We start from the raw sequence: 18,586 nt of genomic DNA, 5'->3' as shown, positions 1-18,586 counted from the left end.
CCCGGGTCAGCGCCTCACGACACACCCTCGCCCACCGCCAGCGCCAGCCCTTCCTGCCACCAGGCCGCAAGGCTGTAGACGTCGGGCGCCTTGAGGATGCTGAAATGGTTGCCCGGGCCATGCCACACCGACAGCGGTTCGACGTACTGGCGCCAGCCGCGGATCATCGCCTCCTGCTCCAGCAGGTTGCCGGCGCTGTCCAGGGCCGGGTCCTCGGCCAGCACCAGGCGCACCGGCCCCCGGTACAACAGCTGTGGCTGATAGACCGTGCGCAGCGCCGCGCCAAAGGTGCGCACCGTGCCGTAGATCGCCTCGGGGGTTGAACGGGGCGACAGCTGGCCGACCCGCACCATGCCCGCGTGCAGCAGGCGCAGTTGGGTCGGGTCGTCTGCGGCGGCAAACGCCACCGGCTCGATGCCCAGGGATTTGCCCGACGCCAGCTGCAAGGCCTCGATCAGGCGCTCCAGGACCGCCGTCGCGGTGTAGGGTCTGGCCACCCCGCCATTGCCGCCGGGCGCTTCGCTGTCGATCAGGGTCAGGGACGCCACCGTGCGCCCGCGGGCCTGCAGGCGGGCGGCCAGGGCATAGGCCACCCAGCCGCCGAAGGAATGGCCGACCAGATGCAGCGGCCCCTCCGGACACACTTGCTCCAGCGCCGACAGCCCGTGCTCGGCAGCGCTTTCCACCTGACTGTGGGGCGGCCATTGCCCATCCAGGCCCCGTGGCTGCAGGCCGAACAGCGGCCAGTCCGGCCCCAGGGCATCGGTCAGGCCGATAAATCCGGTCACGCTATCGCCTGCCCCCGGCACGCAGAAAATCGGCGCCTGCCCGGGGCGACCGGTCTGGATACTCAGCAGCGGCTGGTGCGGCGCCAAAGCCTCGGGGGCCGCGGCCGCCATGGCCGCACTGATCGCCTGCCCCAGGGTCTGGACATGGGGCGCCTGCATCATGCTCAGGTGATCCCCCGGCACACTGACCGCCTGCAAGCGCGGCCCCAGGACGTCGCCCCAGCCCAGGCTGGTACTGCGCCGCGCCAGCTCGGTCGGGCGTTCCCGGGCACAGAACAGATGCACCGGCAGCGCGATCGGATGCAGGGCGTAATGGGCCATGGCATGCCCGTGGGCCACTTCCCGCGCCAGGAAGCGTTCCAGGTCGCTGGCCGGGGTTTCCAGCAACTGCGGGTTGAGCACCTGGCGCTCACGGCAGGCCTGGAGCAGTGAAGCAAAGTCATGCTGTTCAAGCTCCATGCCCAACTGTCGGACCCGATCCAGGGCCGCCTCGCCGGGCACGCCCTGGACCGTCCAGTGGCTTTCGCATTGCAGCAGCAGGTGACGCTTGAGGGCGTGCGGCCCATTCCAGCGGGCCTTGCCCTGATCGGTCAGGCGCGGCATGTAGCTGTCGATCAGGCCAAGGAACTGCACCACCTGGTCCTGCCCCTGCAATTGCAGGGCGACCTCATACGCCAGCACCCCGCCAAACGACCAACCGGCCAGGCGGTACGGCCCCTCGGCCTGCACCGAGCGGATCAGCCGTACCAGGCGCGCGGCCAGGCCCTCCAGGGTGTGCAATTGCGGGTGCTGCAAGGCGATCCCGGGCAAGCCGTAGATCGGGAAATCGCCCTCGATATGCCGCCCCAGTACCGGGAAGTACAGGTCCATGCCGCTGAACTCATGCACCAGGAACAACGGCGGCTGGCTGCCACCGGCACGCACTTCGATCACGCTCTGCTGGTCGTCCGGCACTGCCGTGCGCTGGCCGAGCAAGGTGGCAATCGACTCGACGCTGGCATGCTGGAACAACTCGGCCAGGGTCACTTTCAACCCTTCCTGCTGCATGCGATTGAGCAGGCGGATCGCCAGCAGCGAGTGCCCGCCCAGCTCGAAAAAGCTGTCATGGCGACCGACCTGCGGCACGTGCAGGACCTCGGCCCAGACCCGCGCCAGGCTCTGCTCCAGGGCCGTGATCGGCGCCTCATAGGCCCGTCCGGCCAGGGTTTGCAGCTCGGGCGCAGGCAGGGCCTTGCGGTCCAGCTTGCCGTTGGCGGTCAGCGGCAGGTGCTCGAGCAGCACATAGGCCGCGGGCACCATGTAGTCCGGCAGCTGGCTCTGCAATGCGACGCGCAACCCTTCGCTGTCCGCCGTGGCGGCCGTGGCGTGACGGGTGTAATAGGCCACCAGGCGCTTGTCCCCCGGGCCGACCTCGCGCACCAGCACCGCCGCTTCCCTGACCCCGGGGCATGCGGCGAGCCGGGTTTCGATTTCGCCCAGTTCGATGCGGAAACCCCGCAGCTTGACCTGGTCGTCGGTGCGACCGATGCACTCCAGCCGCCCCTCGCCCAGCCAGCGACCCAGGTCGCCGGTGCGGTACATCAGGCGCCCGGGCTGCTCGACAAAAGGGTCGTGCACAAACTTTTCGGCGGTCAGTTGCGGGCGGTTCAGGTAACCCCTGGCCACGCCCTGGCCGCCGATGTAGATCTCCCCTACCGCCCCCAGCGGCACCGGTTGCCGGCTGCGATCCAGGACATACACCCGGGTGTTGGCGATCGGCCCGCCCACGGCCACGCTGTCGGCATCCGCCGCCAGCGCCCGGACCTCGAAGGTGGTGGCAAAAGTGGTGGTTTCGGTAGGACCGTAGCAGTGCACCAGACGCAGGTCCGGGGCCTGCTCCAGCAAGCGGCGAAAGGCCCCCGGATCGGCGCGCTCACCGCCGCACAACAGCATGCGCAGGCCCTTGAGGGCCTCGGGAATCAGTTGCACATACTGGTTGAACAACGACGTGGTGAGAAACAGCACGGTCGCCCCCGAGTCCACCAGGGCCCGGCCGAAGACCTCGGGTTCGAGCAGGGTCTGATGCTCGATCACCAGCACCTGGCCACCGTTGAGCAAGGCGCCCCAGACCTCCATGGTGCTGGCGTCGAACGCCGGGTTGGAGACAAATGCCAGCCGGTCCAGGGGGTTGAAATCGGCGTAACCGTTGTCGCGCACCAGGCGCACGATGGCGCGGTGCGGCACCAGCACGCCCTTGGGGGTGCCAGTGGAGCCGGAGGTGTACATGATGTACGCCACCGCTTCGGACGATTGCGGCAACTGCGGGTCCTGGCTCGGCCAGCCATCGAGGCCCGCTTGCAGCAGGTCCAGGCGCGGCACCGGGTGTTGCAGCAGCGGCTCGCCCCGGGTCAGCAACAGCACCGCCTGGCAGTCGTCGAGCATAAAACTCAGGCGCTCGGCCGGAGCGTTGATGTCCAGCGGCACATAGACCGCCGCGCACTTGTTGATCGCCAACTGGCCGAGCAACAGTTCAAACGAACGCGGCAGCAGCAGCGCCACGTTGTCCCCCGGCTGCACACCCAGGTCGAGCAAGCGGTGCGCCAACTGGTTGGCCCGCCGGTTGAGCTCGTGGTAGCTCATGGATTGCCCGCCCTGCACCGCCGCCACTGCCTGCGGACTGGTCTGGGCCTGGGCCTCGAACAGCCGGTGCACGGTCTGGTCGTGGTGCACGTCGCGGTCGCTGGCGTTGAACTGCACCAGCAATTGTTGGCGCTCCTGCGCCGAGAGAATCGACAGCTGGCCGATGGCCTGCTGCGGCGTCTGCTCCAGGGCCTGCACCAGGTTGTCCAGGGCGGTCTGCATATAGGTGCAGACCCGCTGCGCGCCGATGCCGGCAGCCGCCATGGCGCTGAGTACAAAGTCACTGCCCAGGTCGTCCACGCTCAGGGTCAGCAGGTAGTTGCTGCGCTCCTCGGCCTTGAGCAGATGCATGCCGTGCCAGGCCGCCCCGGCCGCCGCCGATGGCGCCGTCGCCACCGCGCTGTGGCGGTAGTTGAGCAGCGCGCTGAACAACGGGGTCGGCGGCGCCACCCCGCTGCAACGCTGGGCCAGGGCCAGGGGCGCGTGCTCATGGGCCAGCAACCGCGCGAGCCGGGCATGGGTCGCCAGCACCGCGGCACGTACGCCTTGCTCGCCAAGGTCGACCCGCAGCGGCAAGGTATTGATAAACACCCCCAGGGCCCGCTCGGCGCCCTCGCCGCCCTGCATCCGGCCAAACAGCACGCTGCCGAACACCGCGTGCTCCTGGCCCGAGACCGCGCCCAGCACCTGGGCCCAGGCCAGGTGCACCAGGCTCGCGGCGCTCACCCCCAACTGCCGGGCCTGGTTGCGCAGGCGCTGGTTCAAGGGTGCGCCCAAGGCCAGGCGAGCTTCTTCGATATCCCGGCCGTCACCCTGGACCTGGGCCAGGCCGAACGGCAGGGTCGGTTCGTCGATATCGCCGAGCATGTCGCGAAAGAACGCCTCGTGTTCCTGCTCGCCCATGCCCAGGCGGGTCTGGGCCACGTAGTTGCGGTACGGCACCGCCGGCGCCAGTTGCTCGCGCTGGTCGAGCAGGCAGGCCTGGACTTCCTGCTGCAACACCTCAAGGCCCACATGGTCCATGACCAAGTGATGAAACAGCAGCAAGGCCACCACCCGCTGCTGACGCTTGTCCCAGGCGTGGTACAGGCGCAGCAGCGGCGCCTGGGCCAGGTCCAGGCGGAAATGCCGCGGGTCGAAGCGGGTCAGCAATTGCTCCAGCACCTCGCCGCCGCTGGCCCTGACCCGCAGTTCCTGCACCTGCAGCCCGGCCTGGCGCAGCACCACTTGCACCGGTTCTTCGAGCCCGTCCCAGAACACCGCGGTGCGCAGGATATCGTTGCGCTCGATCACCGCCTGCAAGGCCTGGGTAAAGGCCTGCAGCCGCTCCTGACTGTCAAAGGCGAACTGCGCCTGCAGCAGGTACGGATCACCCTGGTTGGAGAGGATATGGTGATACAGGATCCCCGCCTGGAGCGGCGCCAGGGGGTAGATGTCCTGCACGTTGGCCACGCCGCCCGGGATGTTGGCGACGATCCGGTCAATCGCCTCCTGCTCCAGGTTCAACAGCGGCAGCAATTGTGGAGTGATGCGTGGGCAATCGGGGCCAATCAGGTTGGCCGGCACCTCGACTTCGCGGCCTTCGCCCACGGCCGCGGCCAGGGCCGCCAGGGTCGGCTGGCCGAACAGCACCCGCACATCCGCCGTCAGCCCGGCCCGGCGCATGCGCCCGATCAGGGTGATCGCCAGCAGCGAATGCCCGCCCAGTTCGAAGAAGTGGTCATGGCGCCCGACCCGCTGCACATTCAGCAGCTCGGCCCAGAGCCCGGCCAACAGGGTTTCGGTAGCGCCGATGGGCGCTTCATAAGGCCGCGCCTGCATCGACTCCAGGCCCGGCGCCGGCAGGGCCTTGCGCTCAAGCTTGCCGTTGGGGCTCAGGGGCAAGGCCTGCAGGTGCACGAACAGCGCCGGCACCATGTACTCCGGCAGGTGCAGCAGCAACTGGCTGCGCAGTTGTTCGATGTCCAGCCGCTGGCTGGCGTCAGCGGTGGTGCAATAAGCCACCAGGCGCTTATTTCCCGGCACGTCCTCCCGAGCCAGAACCACCGCCTCCTTGATCCCGGGCAACTGGGTCAGGCGCGCCTGAATTTCCCCCAGTTCGATGCGCAGGCCGCGGATTTTCACCTGGTCATCGTTACGCCCCAGGTACTCCAGGTTGCCGTCGGCCAGGTAACGGGCCACATCCCCGGTGCGGTACAGGCGCGCCTCGAGTTCGCGGCTGAAAGGATCGTGCACAAAGCGCTCGGCATTGAGTTGCGGCCGATTCAGGTAACCCCGCGCCACCTGCACCCCGCCGATATACAGCTCACCGGTAACCCCCAGCGGCACCGGCTGCAACTGCCCATCGAGCACATACAGGCAGGTGTTGGCGATCGGCTTGCCAATCGGCGTGTTGTCCGGGGTCTGCTCCAGGGGGCCGGCGCAGTTCCAGGCGCTAACGTCTACCGCAGCCTCGGTCGGGCCATACAGGTTATGCAACTCACTGCCCGGCAACTGACCCTTGAAGCGCCGCACCAGGCTCCCCGGCAGCGCCTCGCCACTGCAGATCACCCGCAGCAGTCCAGTGCAACGGGCGGCCTGGCCCTGGGCCAGGAACACATCGAGCATCGACGGCACAAAATGCACGGTGCTGATGCCCTCGGCCTGGATCACCTGGCTCAGGTACAGCGGATCCTTGTGCCCGTCCGGGCGCGCCATGACCAGCCGCGCACCGGTCATCAGCGGCCAGAAGAACTCCCACACCGAGACGTCGAAGCTGAACGGGGTTTTCTGCAACACCGCGTCCGCCGCCGTCAGGCCGTAGGCCTGCTGCATCCACAGCAGGCGGTTGACCAGGGCCCGGTGTTCGTTGATCACGCCCTTGGGTTGGCCGGTGGAGCCGGAGGTGTAGATCACGTACGCCAGGTTGCGCGGGCTCGACCCGGGCACCGCTAGATCATCGTGCGGTTGGTGATGCCACAGTGGCTGATCGAGGTCGATCAGCGGCGCCGCCACCTCAGGCAGCAGGTGCCTAGTCGCGCCGTGCAGCAACAGGGCCACCGGCGCGCTGTCTGCAAGCATGTAGGCGATGCGTTCCGCCGGGTAACCCGGGTCGATCGGCACGTAACCGCCGCCGGCCTTGAGGATTGCCAGCAGGCCGATGACCATCTCCAGCCCGCGCTCGACGCAGATCGCCACCCGCGTATCCGGGCCCACACCTTGCTCGCGCAGGTGCCGGGCCAACTGGTTGGCCCGGGCATTGAGCTGGCGATAGCTCAGCTGCCCGCCCTCGGTCACCAGGGCCGGCGCATCGGGGCTGCGTTGCACCTGGGCCTCGAACAGGCCGTGGATACTCTGTTCCAGGTCGAACGCTACCTGGGTCGCGTTGAACCCCACCAGCAATTGCTCGCGCTGGTGCGGCTCAAGCAGCGGCAATTGCTCCAGCAGCCCCTGGTCATCGGCGACCATCGCCCGCAGCAGGCGCTGGAAGTAACCGGCATAGCGCTCGATGGTGCTCCCATCGAACAAGGCCGAGGCATACACCAGGGAGCCGACAATCTGCCCCTGGGCTTCACCCAGGTTCAAGGCCAGGTCGAACTTGGCGAAGGCCTCGCCGCCCTCCAGCACCTCCAGTTGCAGGGCATCCAGCGCCAGGGCGGCACCGGGCTGGCCGTCCCAGGACAACATGCTCTGGAACAGCGGGCTGTGGGACAGGCTGCGCTGCGGCCGGCTGATCTCCACCACCTGCTCGAACGGCAGGTCCTGGTGTTCCTGGGCTTGCACGACCCGGTCCCTGACCTGGGCCAGCAAGGTCGCGACGCTCAACCCGGGCGGCAGCTCGATGCGCAGGGCCAGGGTGTTGACGAACAGCCCGATCAGCCCTTCGACCTCGGCCCGCGTGCGGTTGGCCACCGGGGACCCGATCACCACCTCGGCCTGCCCGGCCAGGCGACCGAGCAAGGCGCCCCAGCCGGCCAGCAAGGTCATGTACAGGGTGCTGCCGTGGCGTCGGCTCAGGGCCTTGAGTTGCTCGGTCAGGCTCGGGTCGAGGCGCAACTCGACACTGCCCCCGGCATAGTTTTGCTGCGCAGGGCGCGGGCGGTCAGTGGGCAGGCTGAGCAAGGCCGGGGCACCGGCCAGGGCCTGCTGCCAATAGGCGCTTTGTTGCTGCAGGCGCTCACCGCCGAGCCAGCGCCGCTGCCAGAGCGCAAAGTCGCTGTACTGCACCGCCAGAGGCGGCAACGGGTCGCCCTGGCCCTGGCTGAAGGCGGCGTACAACGCCATCAGCTCACGGGTCAGCACCCCCATCGACCAGCCATCGGCGACGCTGTGGTGCAGGGTCAGCAGCAGCACATGGTGCTCGGCGCCGAGCTGCGCCAGGTGCCCGCGAATCAGCGGCCCCCGGGCCAGGTCAAATGGCTGTGCCGCCTCGCCTTGCACCAGGGCCTGCAAGGCCTGGGGATCCGCACTCAGGTCGTGCCGGCCGAGGCTCAACAGGCCCTCGGCGGCGGCAATCAACACCTGCGGCTGATCCTCGACCTGCACAAAGCGGCTGCGCAGGACCTCGTGGCGCCGCACGATGCCTTCCAGGGCCTGAGTCAGCGCGGCCACGTCCAGCGGCCCGCGCAGCCTCAGGCCCAGGGGAATGTTGTAGGCGCTGCCGGCGCCCTCGATCTGGGCCAGGAACCACAGGCGCTGCTGAGCGAACGACAACGGCAAATGCCCCTCGGCGCTCTGCGCCACAATCGGCGGCAGGCTGTCGGGGCGCGCCTGGGCCAGGGCCTGGGCCACGGCGGCCAGTTCCGGGTTGGCAAACAGGTTGCTCAGGGCCAGTTCCAGGCCCAGTTGCAGGCGCACCTGGGACACCATGCGCATCGCCAGCAGCGAATGCCCGCCCAGCTCGAAGAAGTGATCGCGACGTCCGACCCGCTCGACCTGCAGCAAGTCGGCCCAGATCTGCGCCAGCCCGGTTTCCAGGGGGCCTTGCGGCGCCTCGTAGTCGCGGCTGAACAGCGCCGCCAGGTCCGGCGCCGGCAAGGCCCGCCGGTCGAGCTTGCCGTTGGCGGTCAGCGGCAGTGCGTCCAGGCGCACATAGGCCACCGGCACCATGTACTCCGGCAAATGGCTTAGCAGGTGGCCGCGCAACTCACCCGGCTGCGGCGCGGCGCTGGGGTCGAGGGCGGTGAAATACGCCACCAGCCGGGCCTGCCCGGGCTGGTCTTCACGGGCCAGCAGCAGCGCTTCCTTGACCCCCGGGTAAGCGTTGAGGCGGGTTTCGATCTCGCCCAGTTCGATGCGCACCCCGCGGATCTTCACCTGATCGTCGTTGCGCCCCAGGTAGTCGAGGCTGCCATCGGCCAGCCAGCGCGCCAGGTCACCGCTGCGGTACATGCGCGCGCCGGGCGTGGCCGTGAACGGGTCGTCGACAAAGCGCTCGGCCGTCAGCTCGGGACGGTGCAGGTAACCCCGCGCCACCCCGGCCCCGCCGACGTACAGCTCACCGGCCACGCCGACCGGCACCGGCCGCCGCTGTTCATCCAGCAGGTACACCCGGGCGTTGGCGATGGGCGTGCCAATGTGCAAGGGCCCTCCGGCCTCGATCGGGCCGGAGGTCGCCACCACTGCGGCTTCGGTCGGCCCGTAGTTGTTGATCACCTTGAAGCGCTGGTCCCGGGTGAACTGGCGCAGGCGGTCACCGCCGATCAACAGGGTGCGCAGGGTCGGGTGGCCCAGCGCCTGGGCGAAGGCGTATTCCGCCACCGGGGTCGGCAGGAAGCTGACGTCCAGCGGCTGCCCGCGCCACCAGTCCAGCAGTTGATCGAGGTTGCCGCTGCCTATCCCGGCCGGCGGCAGGTGCAGGGTGGCGCCGACGCACAGCGCCGGCCAGACCTCCCAGGCCATGGCGTCAAAGCCGAAACCGGCGACGCTGCTGGTGTGGCTGCCCGGGCCCTGGGCGAAAGCCTGGTTATGCCAGTCCACCAGGTTGAGCAGGCTGTGGTGCTCAAGCATCACGCCCTTGGGCAAGCCGGTGGAACCCGAGGTGTAGATCACATACACCAGGTGCTGCGCGGTCAGCCCGGGTACCTGGGGGTTGGTCGAGGGTTGCAGCCAGCGCTGATCGAGATTGATCAGCGGCAGCGCCATCTGCCCCAGCAAGCCGAGCGTGGCGGGCTCGACCAGCACCGCCGCCGGCGCGCAATCCTCCAGCAGCCAGGCCAGGCGTTGCCCGGGATGGCTCGGGTCGAGGGGCACGTAAGCGCCACCAGCCTTGAGGATCGCCAACAGACCGACGACCATGCCCAGCCCGCGTTCGACGCAGATCGCCACCCGCGAATCCGGCCCCACGCCCTGTTCGCGCAGGTGATGGGCCAACTGGTTGGCGCGCTCGTTGAGTTCGCGGTAGCTCAGTTGCTGCTCGCCGACCTGCAACGCCAGCGCTTGCGGGGTGCGTGCCGCCTGGGCCTCGAACCGCCCATGCAGGGTCTGCCCCTGGGCAAACGCCACCGGTGCCGGGTTGAATCCTTGCAGCACCTGCGCCCGGGCCTCGGGGTCGAGCAGGCTGATCTGCCCGAGGGGGCGCTGGTCGTTGGCCACCATGGCCTGCAACACAACCTCGAAATACCCCAGGTAACGCTCAAGGGTCCGGTGTTCGAACAAGGCCGTGGCGTACACCAGGGAACCGCAAATCCGCCCCTCGCTCAGGCCCAGGGTCAGGCTCAGGTCGAACTTGGCCACGTGCTCGCCGCCGCTGACCGCTTCCAACTGCAGATGCAATTCACTCATGGCCTGGGCCAGGCCCGGGCCCGAGCCGCTGTCCCAGGCCAGCATGTTCTGGAACAACGGGCTGTGGGACAGGCTGCGCTGCGGCCGGGTCAACTCCACCACCTGTTCGAACGGCAGGTCCTGATGGGCCTGGGCCTGCAGGGTCACATCCCTGACCTGGGCCAGCAGCGTCTCGACGCTGTGCTCCGGCGCCACCTCGATGCGCAGCGCCAGGGTGTTGACGAACAGGCCGATCAGGCCTTCGACCTCGGCCCGTGTGCGGTTGGCCACCGGCGAACCGATCACCAGGTCGTCCTGCCCCGAGAGCTTGCTCAGCAGCAGGCTCCAGCCTGCCAGCAGGGTCATGTACAGGGTGCAGCCATGGCGCTGGCTCAGGGCTTGCATCCCGGCGCTCAACTGCGGGTCCAGCGCGACCTCGACACAGCCCCCGGCATACGCCTGCTGCGGCGGACGGGGCCGGTCGGTGGGCAGCAGCAACAAGGCCGGGGCGCCGGCCAGGGCCTGCTGCCAGTAGGCACTTTGCCTGAGCAGCAACTCGCCGCTGAGCCAGCGCCGTTGCCACAGGGCAAAATCGCCGTACTGCAAGGCCAGGGGCGGCAACGGGTCGTCCCGGCCCTGGCTGAAGGCCGCATACAGCGCCACCAGCTCCCGGGTCAGCACGCCCATCGACCAGCCATCGGCGACGATATGGTGCAGGGCCAACAGCAGCACGTGATGCTCGTCTGCCAGGTGCAGCAGTTGCCCACGAATCAGTGGCCCCTGCTGCAGGTCGAAGGCCTGCGCGCCGTGGCCCCGCACCTGCTCCTGCAACGCCGCCGCCGGCTGGCCGCGCAGGTCCTGGTAATGCAACTGGAAACCGGCCTCGGCCGGGGTGATCTGCACCCGGGGCTCATCGTGTTCCAGGATAAAGCGGCTGCGCAGGCTTTCATGGCGCGCGACGATCCGCGCCAGGGCCCGTTGCAGCGCATCGGCATCCAGGCGCCCACGCAGGCCCAGGGCCACCGGAATGTTGTAGGCGCTCGCCAGCCCCTGCATCTGCCCGATAAACCACAGCCGTTGCTGGGCAAAGGACAGCGGCAGCGGCGCGTCCCGAGGCACCGCCAGTATCGGTGGCAGCGCGCTGCGTCCGGCCCGGGCCAGGACCTGGGCCACGGCCGCCAGTTCGGGGTTGGCAAACAGCTCGCCCAGGGCCAGCTCCACGCCCAGTTGCAGGCGCACCTGGGACACCATGCGCATCGCCAGCAATGAATGGCCGCCCAGCTCGAAAAAGTGATCGCCGCGTCCCACCTGCTCCACCTGCAGGACCTCGGCCCAGATCTGCGCCAGGGTGGTTTCGAGCTCGCCCTGGGGCGCCTCATACCCGCGGCTGAAGGTCGCCGCCCGGTCGGGTTTGGGCAGGGCCCGGCGGTCCAGCTTGCCGTTGGCGGTCAGCGGCAATGCGTCGAGCCTGACGTAGGCCACCGGCACCATGTACTCCGGCAGGTGCGCCAGCAGGTGGCTGCGCAACTCGGCCGGCACCAGCGCCTCGACTGCCGGCTGCTCGGTGAAGTAGGCCACCAGCCGTGGCTGGCCGGGTTCATCTTCCCGGGCCAGCACCACCGCTTCGCGTACCCCGGGCAATTGGTTGAGGCGGTTTTCGATTTCCCCCAGCTCGATGCGCATGCCGCGCACCTTGACCTGATCGTCGTTACGCCCCAGGTACTCCAGGCTGCCATCCGCCAGCCAGCGCGCCAGGTCGCCGCTGCGGTACATGCGCGCCTGGGGCTCGCGGCTGAAGGGGTCGTGCATAAAGCGCTCGGCGCTCAATTCGGGGCGGTTGAGGTAACCCCGGGCGACCCCAGCCCCGCCCACATACAGCTCCCCCGCCACCCCCAGGGGCACCGGGCGTTGCTGCTCGTCCAACAGGTAGACCCGGGCATTGGTCATGGGCTTGCCGATCGGCAGGACCTGGCCCGGTTCGATCCGACCCGAGGTCGCCACCACCGTGGCTTCGGTCGGGCCGTAGTTATTGATCACTGCAAACCCCGGGTCCCTGGAGAAATGCCGCAGGCGGTCGCCACCGATCAACAGGGTGCGCAGGGTCGGGTGCCCCAGGTTCTGGCTGAAGGCGTACTCGGCCACCGGGGTCGGCAGAAAGCTCACGTCCAGCGGCTGGGCGCGCCACCAGGCCAGCAGCTCGTCCAGGTCTTCGTTGCCGTCCCGGGCGGGCGGCAGATGCAGGGTCGCGCCGGCACACAGCGCCGGCCAGATTTCCCAGGCCATGGCATCAAAACCAAAGCCGGCCAGGCTCGACGTATGCCGCCCAGGGCCCAGGTCGAAGGCCTGGTTGTGCCAGTCCACCAGGTTGCCCAGGGTCCGATGCTCGACCATCACCCCCTTGGGCAGGCCGGTGGAACCGGAGGTGTAGATCACATAGGCCAGGTGCTGCGCGGTCAAATTCGCCAGTGACGGATCGGCGAACGCCACCCCTGCCGCGGCGCCGTCCTCAAGCTCGATCAGCGGCACGGACAGGGCCGGCAAACGCTGCCGCAGCCCGGCCTGGGTCAGCACCGCCACCGGGGTGCAGTCATCGAGCAGGTAGCTCAGGCGTTCCAGGGGCTGGGCCGGGTCGATCGGCACATAACAGGCTCCGGCCTTGAGCACCGCCAGCAGGCCGGCCAGGGTGTCGAGGCCGCGCCGGGCGATCACCGCCACCCGGTCATCGGGCTGCACACCCAGGTCCAGCAGGCGCCGGGCCAGGGTATTGGCCCGGCGATTGAGTTCGCCATAGGTCAGTGGCTGCCCCTGGTACAGCGCCGCCACGGCATCCGCCTGCTCGGCAGCGCGGGCCGCGACCCGCTGGCCGATGCTCAGCCCTAGCGGGTAGTCGACCCGGCTGCCATTCAAGCCTTGCAGCAGGTGCTCGCGCTCGGCGCCAGGCAGGACCGACAACAGGTTCAGTGCCCCCTGCGGCGCCTGCTCCAGGGCCTGCGCGAGGTTTTCCAAGGCCGTGCGCAAGTAATCGCAAACCCGCTGCGGATCGACCTCGCGGCTGGCCAGCAAGGTCAGGGCAAAGCCCTGGCCCAGGTCATCGACGCTCATGGTCAGGGGGTAGTTGGTGCGTTCCTCGGAGTCGAGGCTGGAGATGCCCTGCCACGCAGCGACCAGATTGGCGCTGGGCGGCGCGCTGTGGCGGTAGTTGAGCAGGCTGCTGAACAGCGGCGCCGGGGCCGCGACCGCGCTACAACGCTGGGCCAGGGCCAGTGGCGCATGTTCATGCCGGAGCAAGGTGGTGAGCCGTCCGTGGGCCGCCTTGACGGCGTCCTGCACGGCGCTGGCGTCCAGGTCGAAGCGGAACGGCAAGGTATTGATAAACATGCCCAGGGCCCGGTCGTTGTCGCCACCGCCCTGCATGCGCCCCATCAGCACCGTGCCGAACACCACCTTGCGCTTGCCCGACAGCGCCCCCAGCACCTGGGCCCAGGCGGTGTGGAACAGGCTCGCGGTGCTCACCCCTAGCAACCGCGCCTGGGTTCGCAGGCGCTGGCACAGGGCCGGTTCCAGGGGCAGGCTGAATTCGTCGATGGCACTGCCATCGCCCTGTACATCGTGCAGGCCGAACGGCAGGGTCGGCTCGTCGATATCGCCGAGCATCTGGCGGAAGAATGCCTCGTGCTCCTCCTCGCTCATGCCCAGCCGGGCCTGGGCCACGTAGTTGCGAAACGGCACCGCCGGGCCCAGCACATGGCCCTGGCCCAGGAGCAAGGCACACATTTCCTGGCGCACCACGTCGAGGGCGCTGTGGTCCAGGGCCATATGGTGAAACAGCAGCACGGCGACGATCCGCCGGTTGGCCGGGTCTTCGGCATAGGCCAGGCGGATCAGTGGCGCCTGGGTCACGTCCAGGCGGTAGTGACGGGCGTCGAAGCGCTGGTGCAACTGCTGGAGAATATCGCCGTCGGCTGCCGCCAGCGGCACGGCCTGCAACGCCAGCGTGGCCTGGCGCCAGACCACTTGCAGCGGCGTTTCCAGGCCTTCCCAGAGCACCGCCGTGCGCAGGATGTCATGGCGTTCGATCACCCCCTGCAAGGCCTGGGCAAAGTCCTGCAAGCGTTGCAGGTGGTCAAAGGCGAAGTGCGCCTGCATCACATAGGGGTCGCCCTGCCCGGCACTGGCATGGTGGTAGAGAATGCCCTCCTGCAAGGGCGCCAGGGGGTAGATGTCCTGCACGTTGGCCGCACCGCCCGGGACACTGGCGAGCACCCGCTCCAGGGTCGCCGGGTCCAGCTGCACCAGGGTCAGCATGTCCGGCGTGATATGGCGGCTACCGGGCAGAATGCCGTTCGGCGGCACCTCGACCTGGCCGGACCTGGGCGCCGAGTACTGCCCCGAGCGGATCATCTCGATCAGCAGCGGCTTGTACTCGCGCAACTGGGCGATCACCGCAGGTTCGGTCAGCGCCTGGCGATTGCCCTGGACAATCAGTTGCTCATCGCGCACCGCGAGCTGGATGTCTTTTGCCTTCAGTGTTGCCAACAGTTCGATCACGCTCACAGGACGATCTCCATTCTTTCGGTAATTGCCGCGTACCCGGCCAGGGTCGGATGTTCGAACAAGGCCCTGACATCGGCTTCCATGCCTTCCTGATGCAGCCGGCCGATCAGGCTCACGGCCAATAGCGAGTGCCCACCCAACTCGAAGAAGTTGTCGTGGCGCCCCACCCGTTCCACGTTGAGCAATTGCGCCCAGAGCCTGGCGAGGAGGATTTCGGTGTCGCCCTGGGGTGCCTCGTACTCACGGACGATGGCCGCCTCCAGCCCCGGGGCCGGCAGCGCCTTACGGTCTAGCTTGCCGTTGGGGCTCAGGGGCAAGGCCTGTAGATGCACATACAGCGCCGGTACCATGTACTCCGGCAGGTGCTGCAACAGCTCCCCGCGCAGGGCCTCGACCTCCAGCCGCGAGCCGGTCTCGTGGGTGCTGTAATAGGCCACCAGACGCTTGTCCCCCGGCACGTCTTCCCGGGCCAGGACCACGGCCTCCCTGACCTCGGGCAACTGGGTCAGGCGGGCCTGGATCTCCCCGAGTTCGATGCGCAGGCCCCGCAACTTGACCTGATCATCGTTGCGCCCCAGGTACTCGATATTGCCGTCGGCGCGGTAGCGGGCCACATCGCCGGTGCGGTACATCCGGGCGTTGTCCAGGGGGCTGAACGGGTCCACCAGGAACCGTTCGGCGTTCAACTGCCCACGGTTCAGATAACCCCGGGCCACCTGCACCCCGCCGATATACAGCTCGCCCACCACGCCCTGGGGCACCGGCTGCATCTGCTCGTCGAGCAGGTACAGGCGGGTGTTGGCGATCGGCTTGCCGATCGGCGTGTTGTCCGGGGTCTGCTCCAGGGGACCGGCGCAGTTCCAGGCCGTCACATCCACGGCGGCTTCGGTCGGCCCGTAGAGGTTGTGCAACTCGCTGCCCGGCAACTGCTGCTTGAAGCGCCGCACCAGGCTCCCCGGCAGCGCCTCGCCGCTGCACAGCACCCGGACCAGGGCGCGGCACGACTGCGCCGCGCCGTGGGCCAGGAACAGGTCGAGCATCGACGGCACAAAATGCACGGTGCTGATGCCCTCGGCCTGGATCACCTGACACAGGTAGGCCGGGTCCTTGTGCCCCTCAGGGCGCGCCATCACCAGGCGCGCGCCGGTCAGCAGCGGCCAGAAGAACTCCCAGACCGAGACGTCGAAGCTGAACGGAGTCTTCTGCAACACCGCGTCCGCCGCCGTCAGGCCATAGGCCTGCTGCATCCACAGCAGGCGATTGACCACCGCCCCGTGCTCGTTCATCACCCCCTTGGGTTGCCCGGTGGAGCCCGAGGTGTAGATCACGTAGGCCAGGTGCCCGGCGTGCAGCTCAGGCAGCTGCGGGTTGTCCAGGGCCTCGGCCGGCCACAGCGGCTGGTCCAGGACCAGCAACGGAGCGAGCCCTGCCGTCACCAGCGGCTGCGTCGCGGCTTGCACCAGTACCACCACCGGCGCGCTGTCTTCGAGCATGTAGGCGATACGTTCTGCCGGGTAGCTCGGGTCGATCGGCACATAGGCGCCGCCGGCCTTGAGAATCGCCAGCAGGCCGATGACCATTTCCAGCCCGCGCTCGACGCAGATCGCCACCCGGGTGTCCGGGCCCACGCCCTGGCGCCGCAGATGATGGGCCAGCTGATTGGCCCGCAGGTTGAGCTGGCGATAGCTCAACTGTTGCCCGCCGGCCAGCAGCGCCGGGGCCTGCGGGCTGCGCTCGACCTGGGCCTCGAACAGCCCGTGCAGGGTCTGGTTCAGGGGATAGGCGACCTCGGTGGCGTTGAGCTCCAGCAGCAGGTGCTGACGCTCGGCGCCGGTGAGGATCGGCAAGCGGTTCAGGGCCATGTCCGGCGCCCGCTCCAAGGCATCGGCCAGGGATTCGAGGGCCGTTTGCATATAACCGCAGATGCGTTGCGCGCCGATCCGCGCCGGGGTCATGGCGGTCAGGCTGAAGCCTTCGCCGCGATCATCCACGTTCAGGCTCAGGGGGTAGTTGGTGCGCTCCTCGCCGGCCAGGGTCTCGATCCCGTGGGCCGATGCCGGTGGCGCCGTGGGCGCACTGCTGTCCTGGCTATGGCGGTAGTTGAGCATGGCGCTGAACAGCGGCAACGGCGCCGCCACCCCGCTGCACCGCTGGGCCAGGGCCAGGGACGCGTGTTCATGGCCAAGCAAGGCACTGAGCCGGCGATGGGTGGCGCGAACCCCGTCACGCACCCCGGTAGCGTCGATCTCGACCCGCAGCGGCAGGGTATTGATAAACATGCCCAGGGCCCGGTCCGCGCCCTCGCCGCCCTGCATCCGTCCCAGCAGCACCGTGCCGAAGACCACCGCCTGCTTGCCGGACGTGGCGCCCAGCACCCGGGCCCAGGCCAGGTGGAACAGGCTCGCGGCACTGACCCCGAGCAACCGCGCCTGATGCCGCAGACGGGCGCTGAGGGCACTGGGCAGGGCCTGGCTGCGCTCTTCGATACCGCCGCCGTCGCCCTGCACGTCCTGCAGGTCGAACGGCAGGGTTGGCTCGTCGACGTCCCCCAGCATGTCGCGGAAGAACGCCTCGTGTTCCTGCTCGCTGACACCCAGGCGCGCCTGGGCCACATAGTTGCGATACGGCACCGGCGTCCCCAGGTTCTGGCCCTGGCCCTGCAGGAAGGCCCGCAGCTCATGGCCGACCACGTCCATGGCGGTGTGGTCCAGGGCCAGGTGATGGAACAGCACCACCGCGACGATTCGTCCCTGGACCGGGTCCTGGGCCATATGCACCCGCATCAGCGGCGCCCGGGTGATGTCCATACGGTGATGGCGCGCATCGCAAAGCCCGTGCAACTGGCCAAGAATATCCCCGGCGGACGGGTCCAGCCGTTCCTCGTGCACCACCAGCTCGGCATTGCGCAGCACCACTTGCAGCGGTTGCTGCAAGCCTTCCCAGAACACCCCGGTGCGCAAGATATCGTGCCGCGCGATCACCTGTTGCAGGGCCTGGGTAAAGGCCGTGAACAGCGCCCGGTCGGCAAACGCCATATGGGATTGCAACAGGTACGGATCGCCCTGCCGGGCAGTGATGTGGTGGTAGAGAATGCCTTCTTGCAACGGCGCCAGGGGGTAGATGTCCTGCACATTCGCGGCGCCGCCCGGGACCCGCTCCAGCAAGCCATCGAGGGTGGCCTGGTCGAGTTCGACCAGGGGCAGCATGTCCGGGGTGATGCGCGGGCAAGCGCCCGGGATCAGGTTGTCCGGCACTTGCACCTCGCGCCCGCTGCCCACCGCAGCCGCCAGGGCGGCCAGGGTCGGCTGGCTGAACAGCACTCGCACATCGGCGCCGAGGCCGGCCTGGCGCATGCGCTCGATCAGGCTCACCGCCAGCAGCGAATGCCCGCCCAGCTCGAAGAAGTGGTCATGACGCCCCACTTGCTCGACCTTGAGCACCTCCTGCCAGATCTGCGCCAGGGCCATTTCCACGGCGCCCTGGGGAGCCTGGTACTCACGGCTCAGCAGATGCTGCGCAGCCGGCTCCGGCAATGCCTTGCGGTCCAGTTTGCCGTTGGCCGTCAGCGGCAGGGCCGGCAACTGCACATAGGCCAGCGGCACCATATGCCCGGGCAGGCTGGCTTGCAGCCCGCTCCGCAGTGCTTCGATATCCAGGCCCTCGGCGGCGGTGAAATACGCCACCAGTCGGCTCTGCCCCGACTCATCCTGGCGCGCCAGCACCACCGCTTCGTTGAGGCCAGGGTGACGCGCCAGGGCGCTTTCGATTTCCCCCAGCTCGATGCGCATACCGCGGATTTTCACCTGGTCATCGTTGCGTCCCAGGTAGTCGAGGGTCCCGTCGGCCTGCCAGCGCGCCAGGTCGCCGGTGCGGTACATGCGCGC

General features: G+C 68.6%; 2 protein-coding genes (1 of these 2 only partly in view). Both read right to left on the bottom strand.

Translation table 11 applies throughout. The features are described 5' to 3' along the window. Window positions 1–14 precede the first annotated feature (14 nt). Window positions 15–14,702, bottom strand: a complete 14,688-nt coding sequence (locus tag JFU57_RS21780) for a non-ribosomal peptide synthetase (protein ID WP_201130738.1) — start codon at window positions 14,700–14,702, stop codon at window positions 15–17. After that, window positions 14,699–18,586: the end of a non-ribosomal peptide synthase/polyketide synthase gene (locus JFU57_RS21775; RefSeq protein WP_201130737.1), read on the bottom strand. It continues 18,906 nt past the right edge of the window; the window shows 3,888 of its 22,794 coding nt (coding positions 18,907–22,794); its start codon lies beyond the right edge, outside the window; it ends in the stop codon at window positions 14,699–14,701. Before JFU57_RS21775 ends, JFU57_RS21780 begins: the two co-directional genes overlap by 4 nt.

The sequence above is a fragment of the Pseudomonas sp. TH07 genome (assembly GCF_016651285.1).
Taxonomy (GTDB): Bacteria; Pseudomonadota; Gammaproteobacteria; order Pseudomonadales; family Pseudomonadaceae; genus Aquipseudomonas.
Note: the sequence above shows the minus strand (reverse complement) of the source record. Positions and strands in the feature narration are given on the sequence as shown.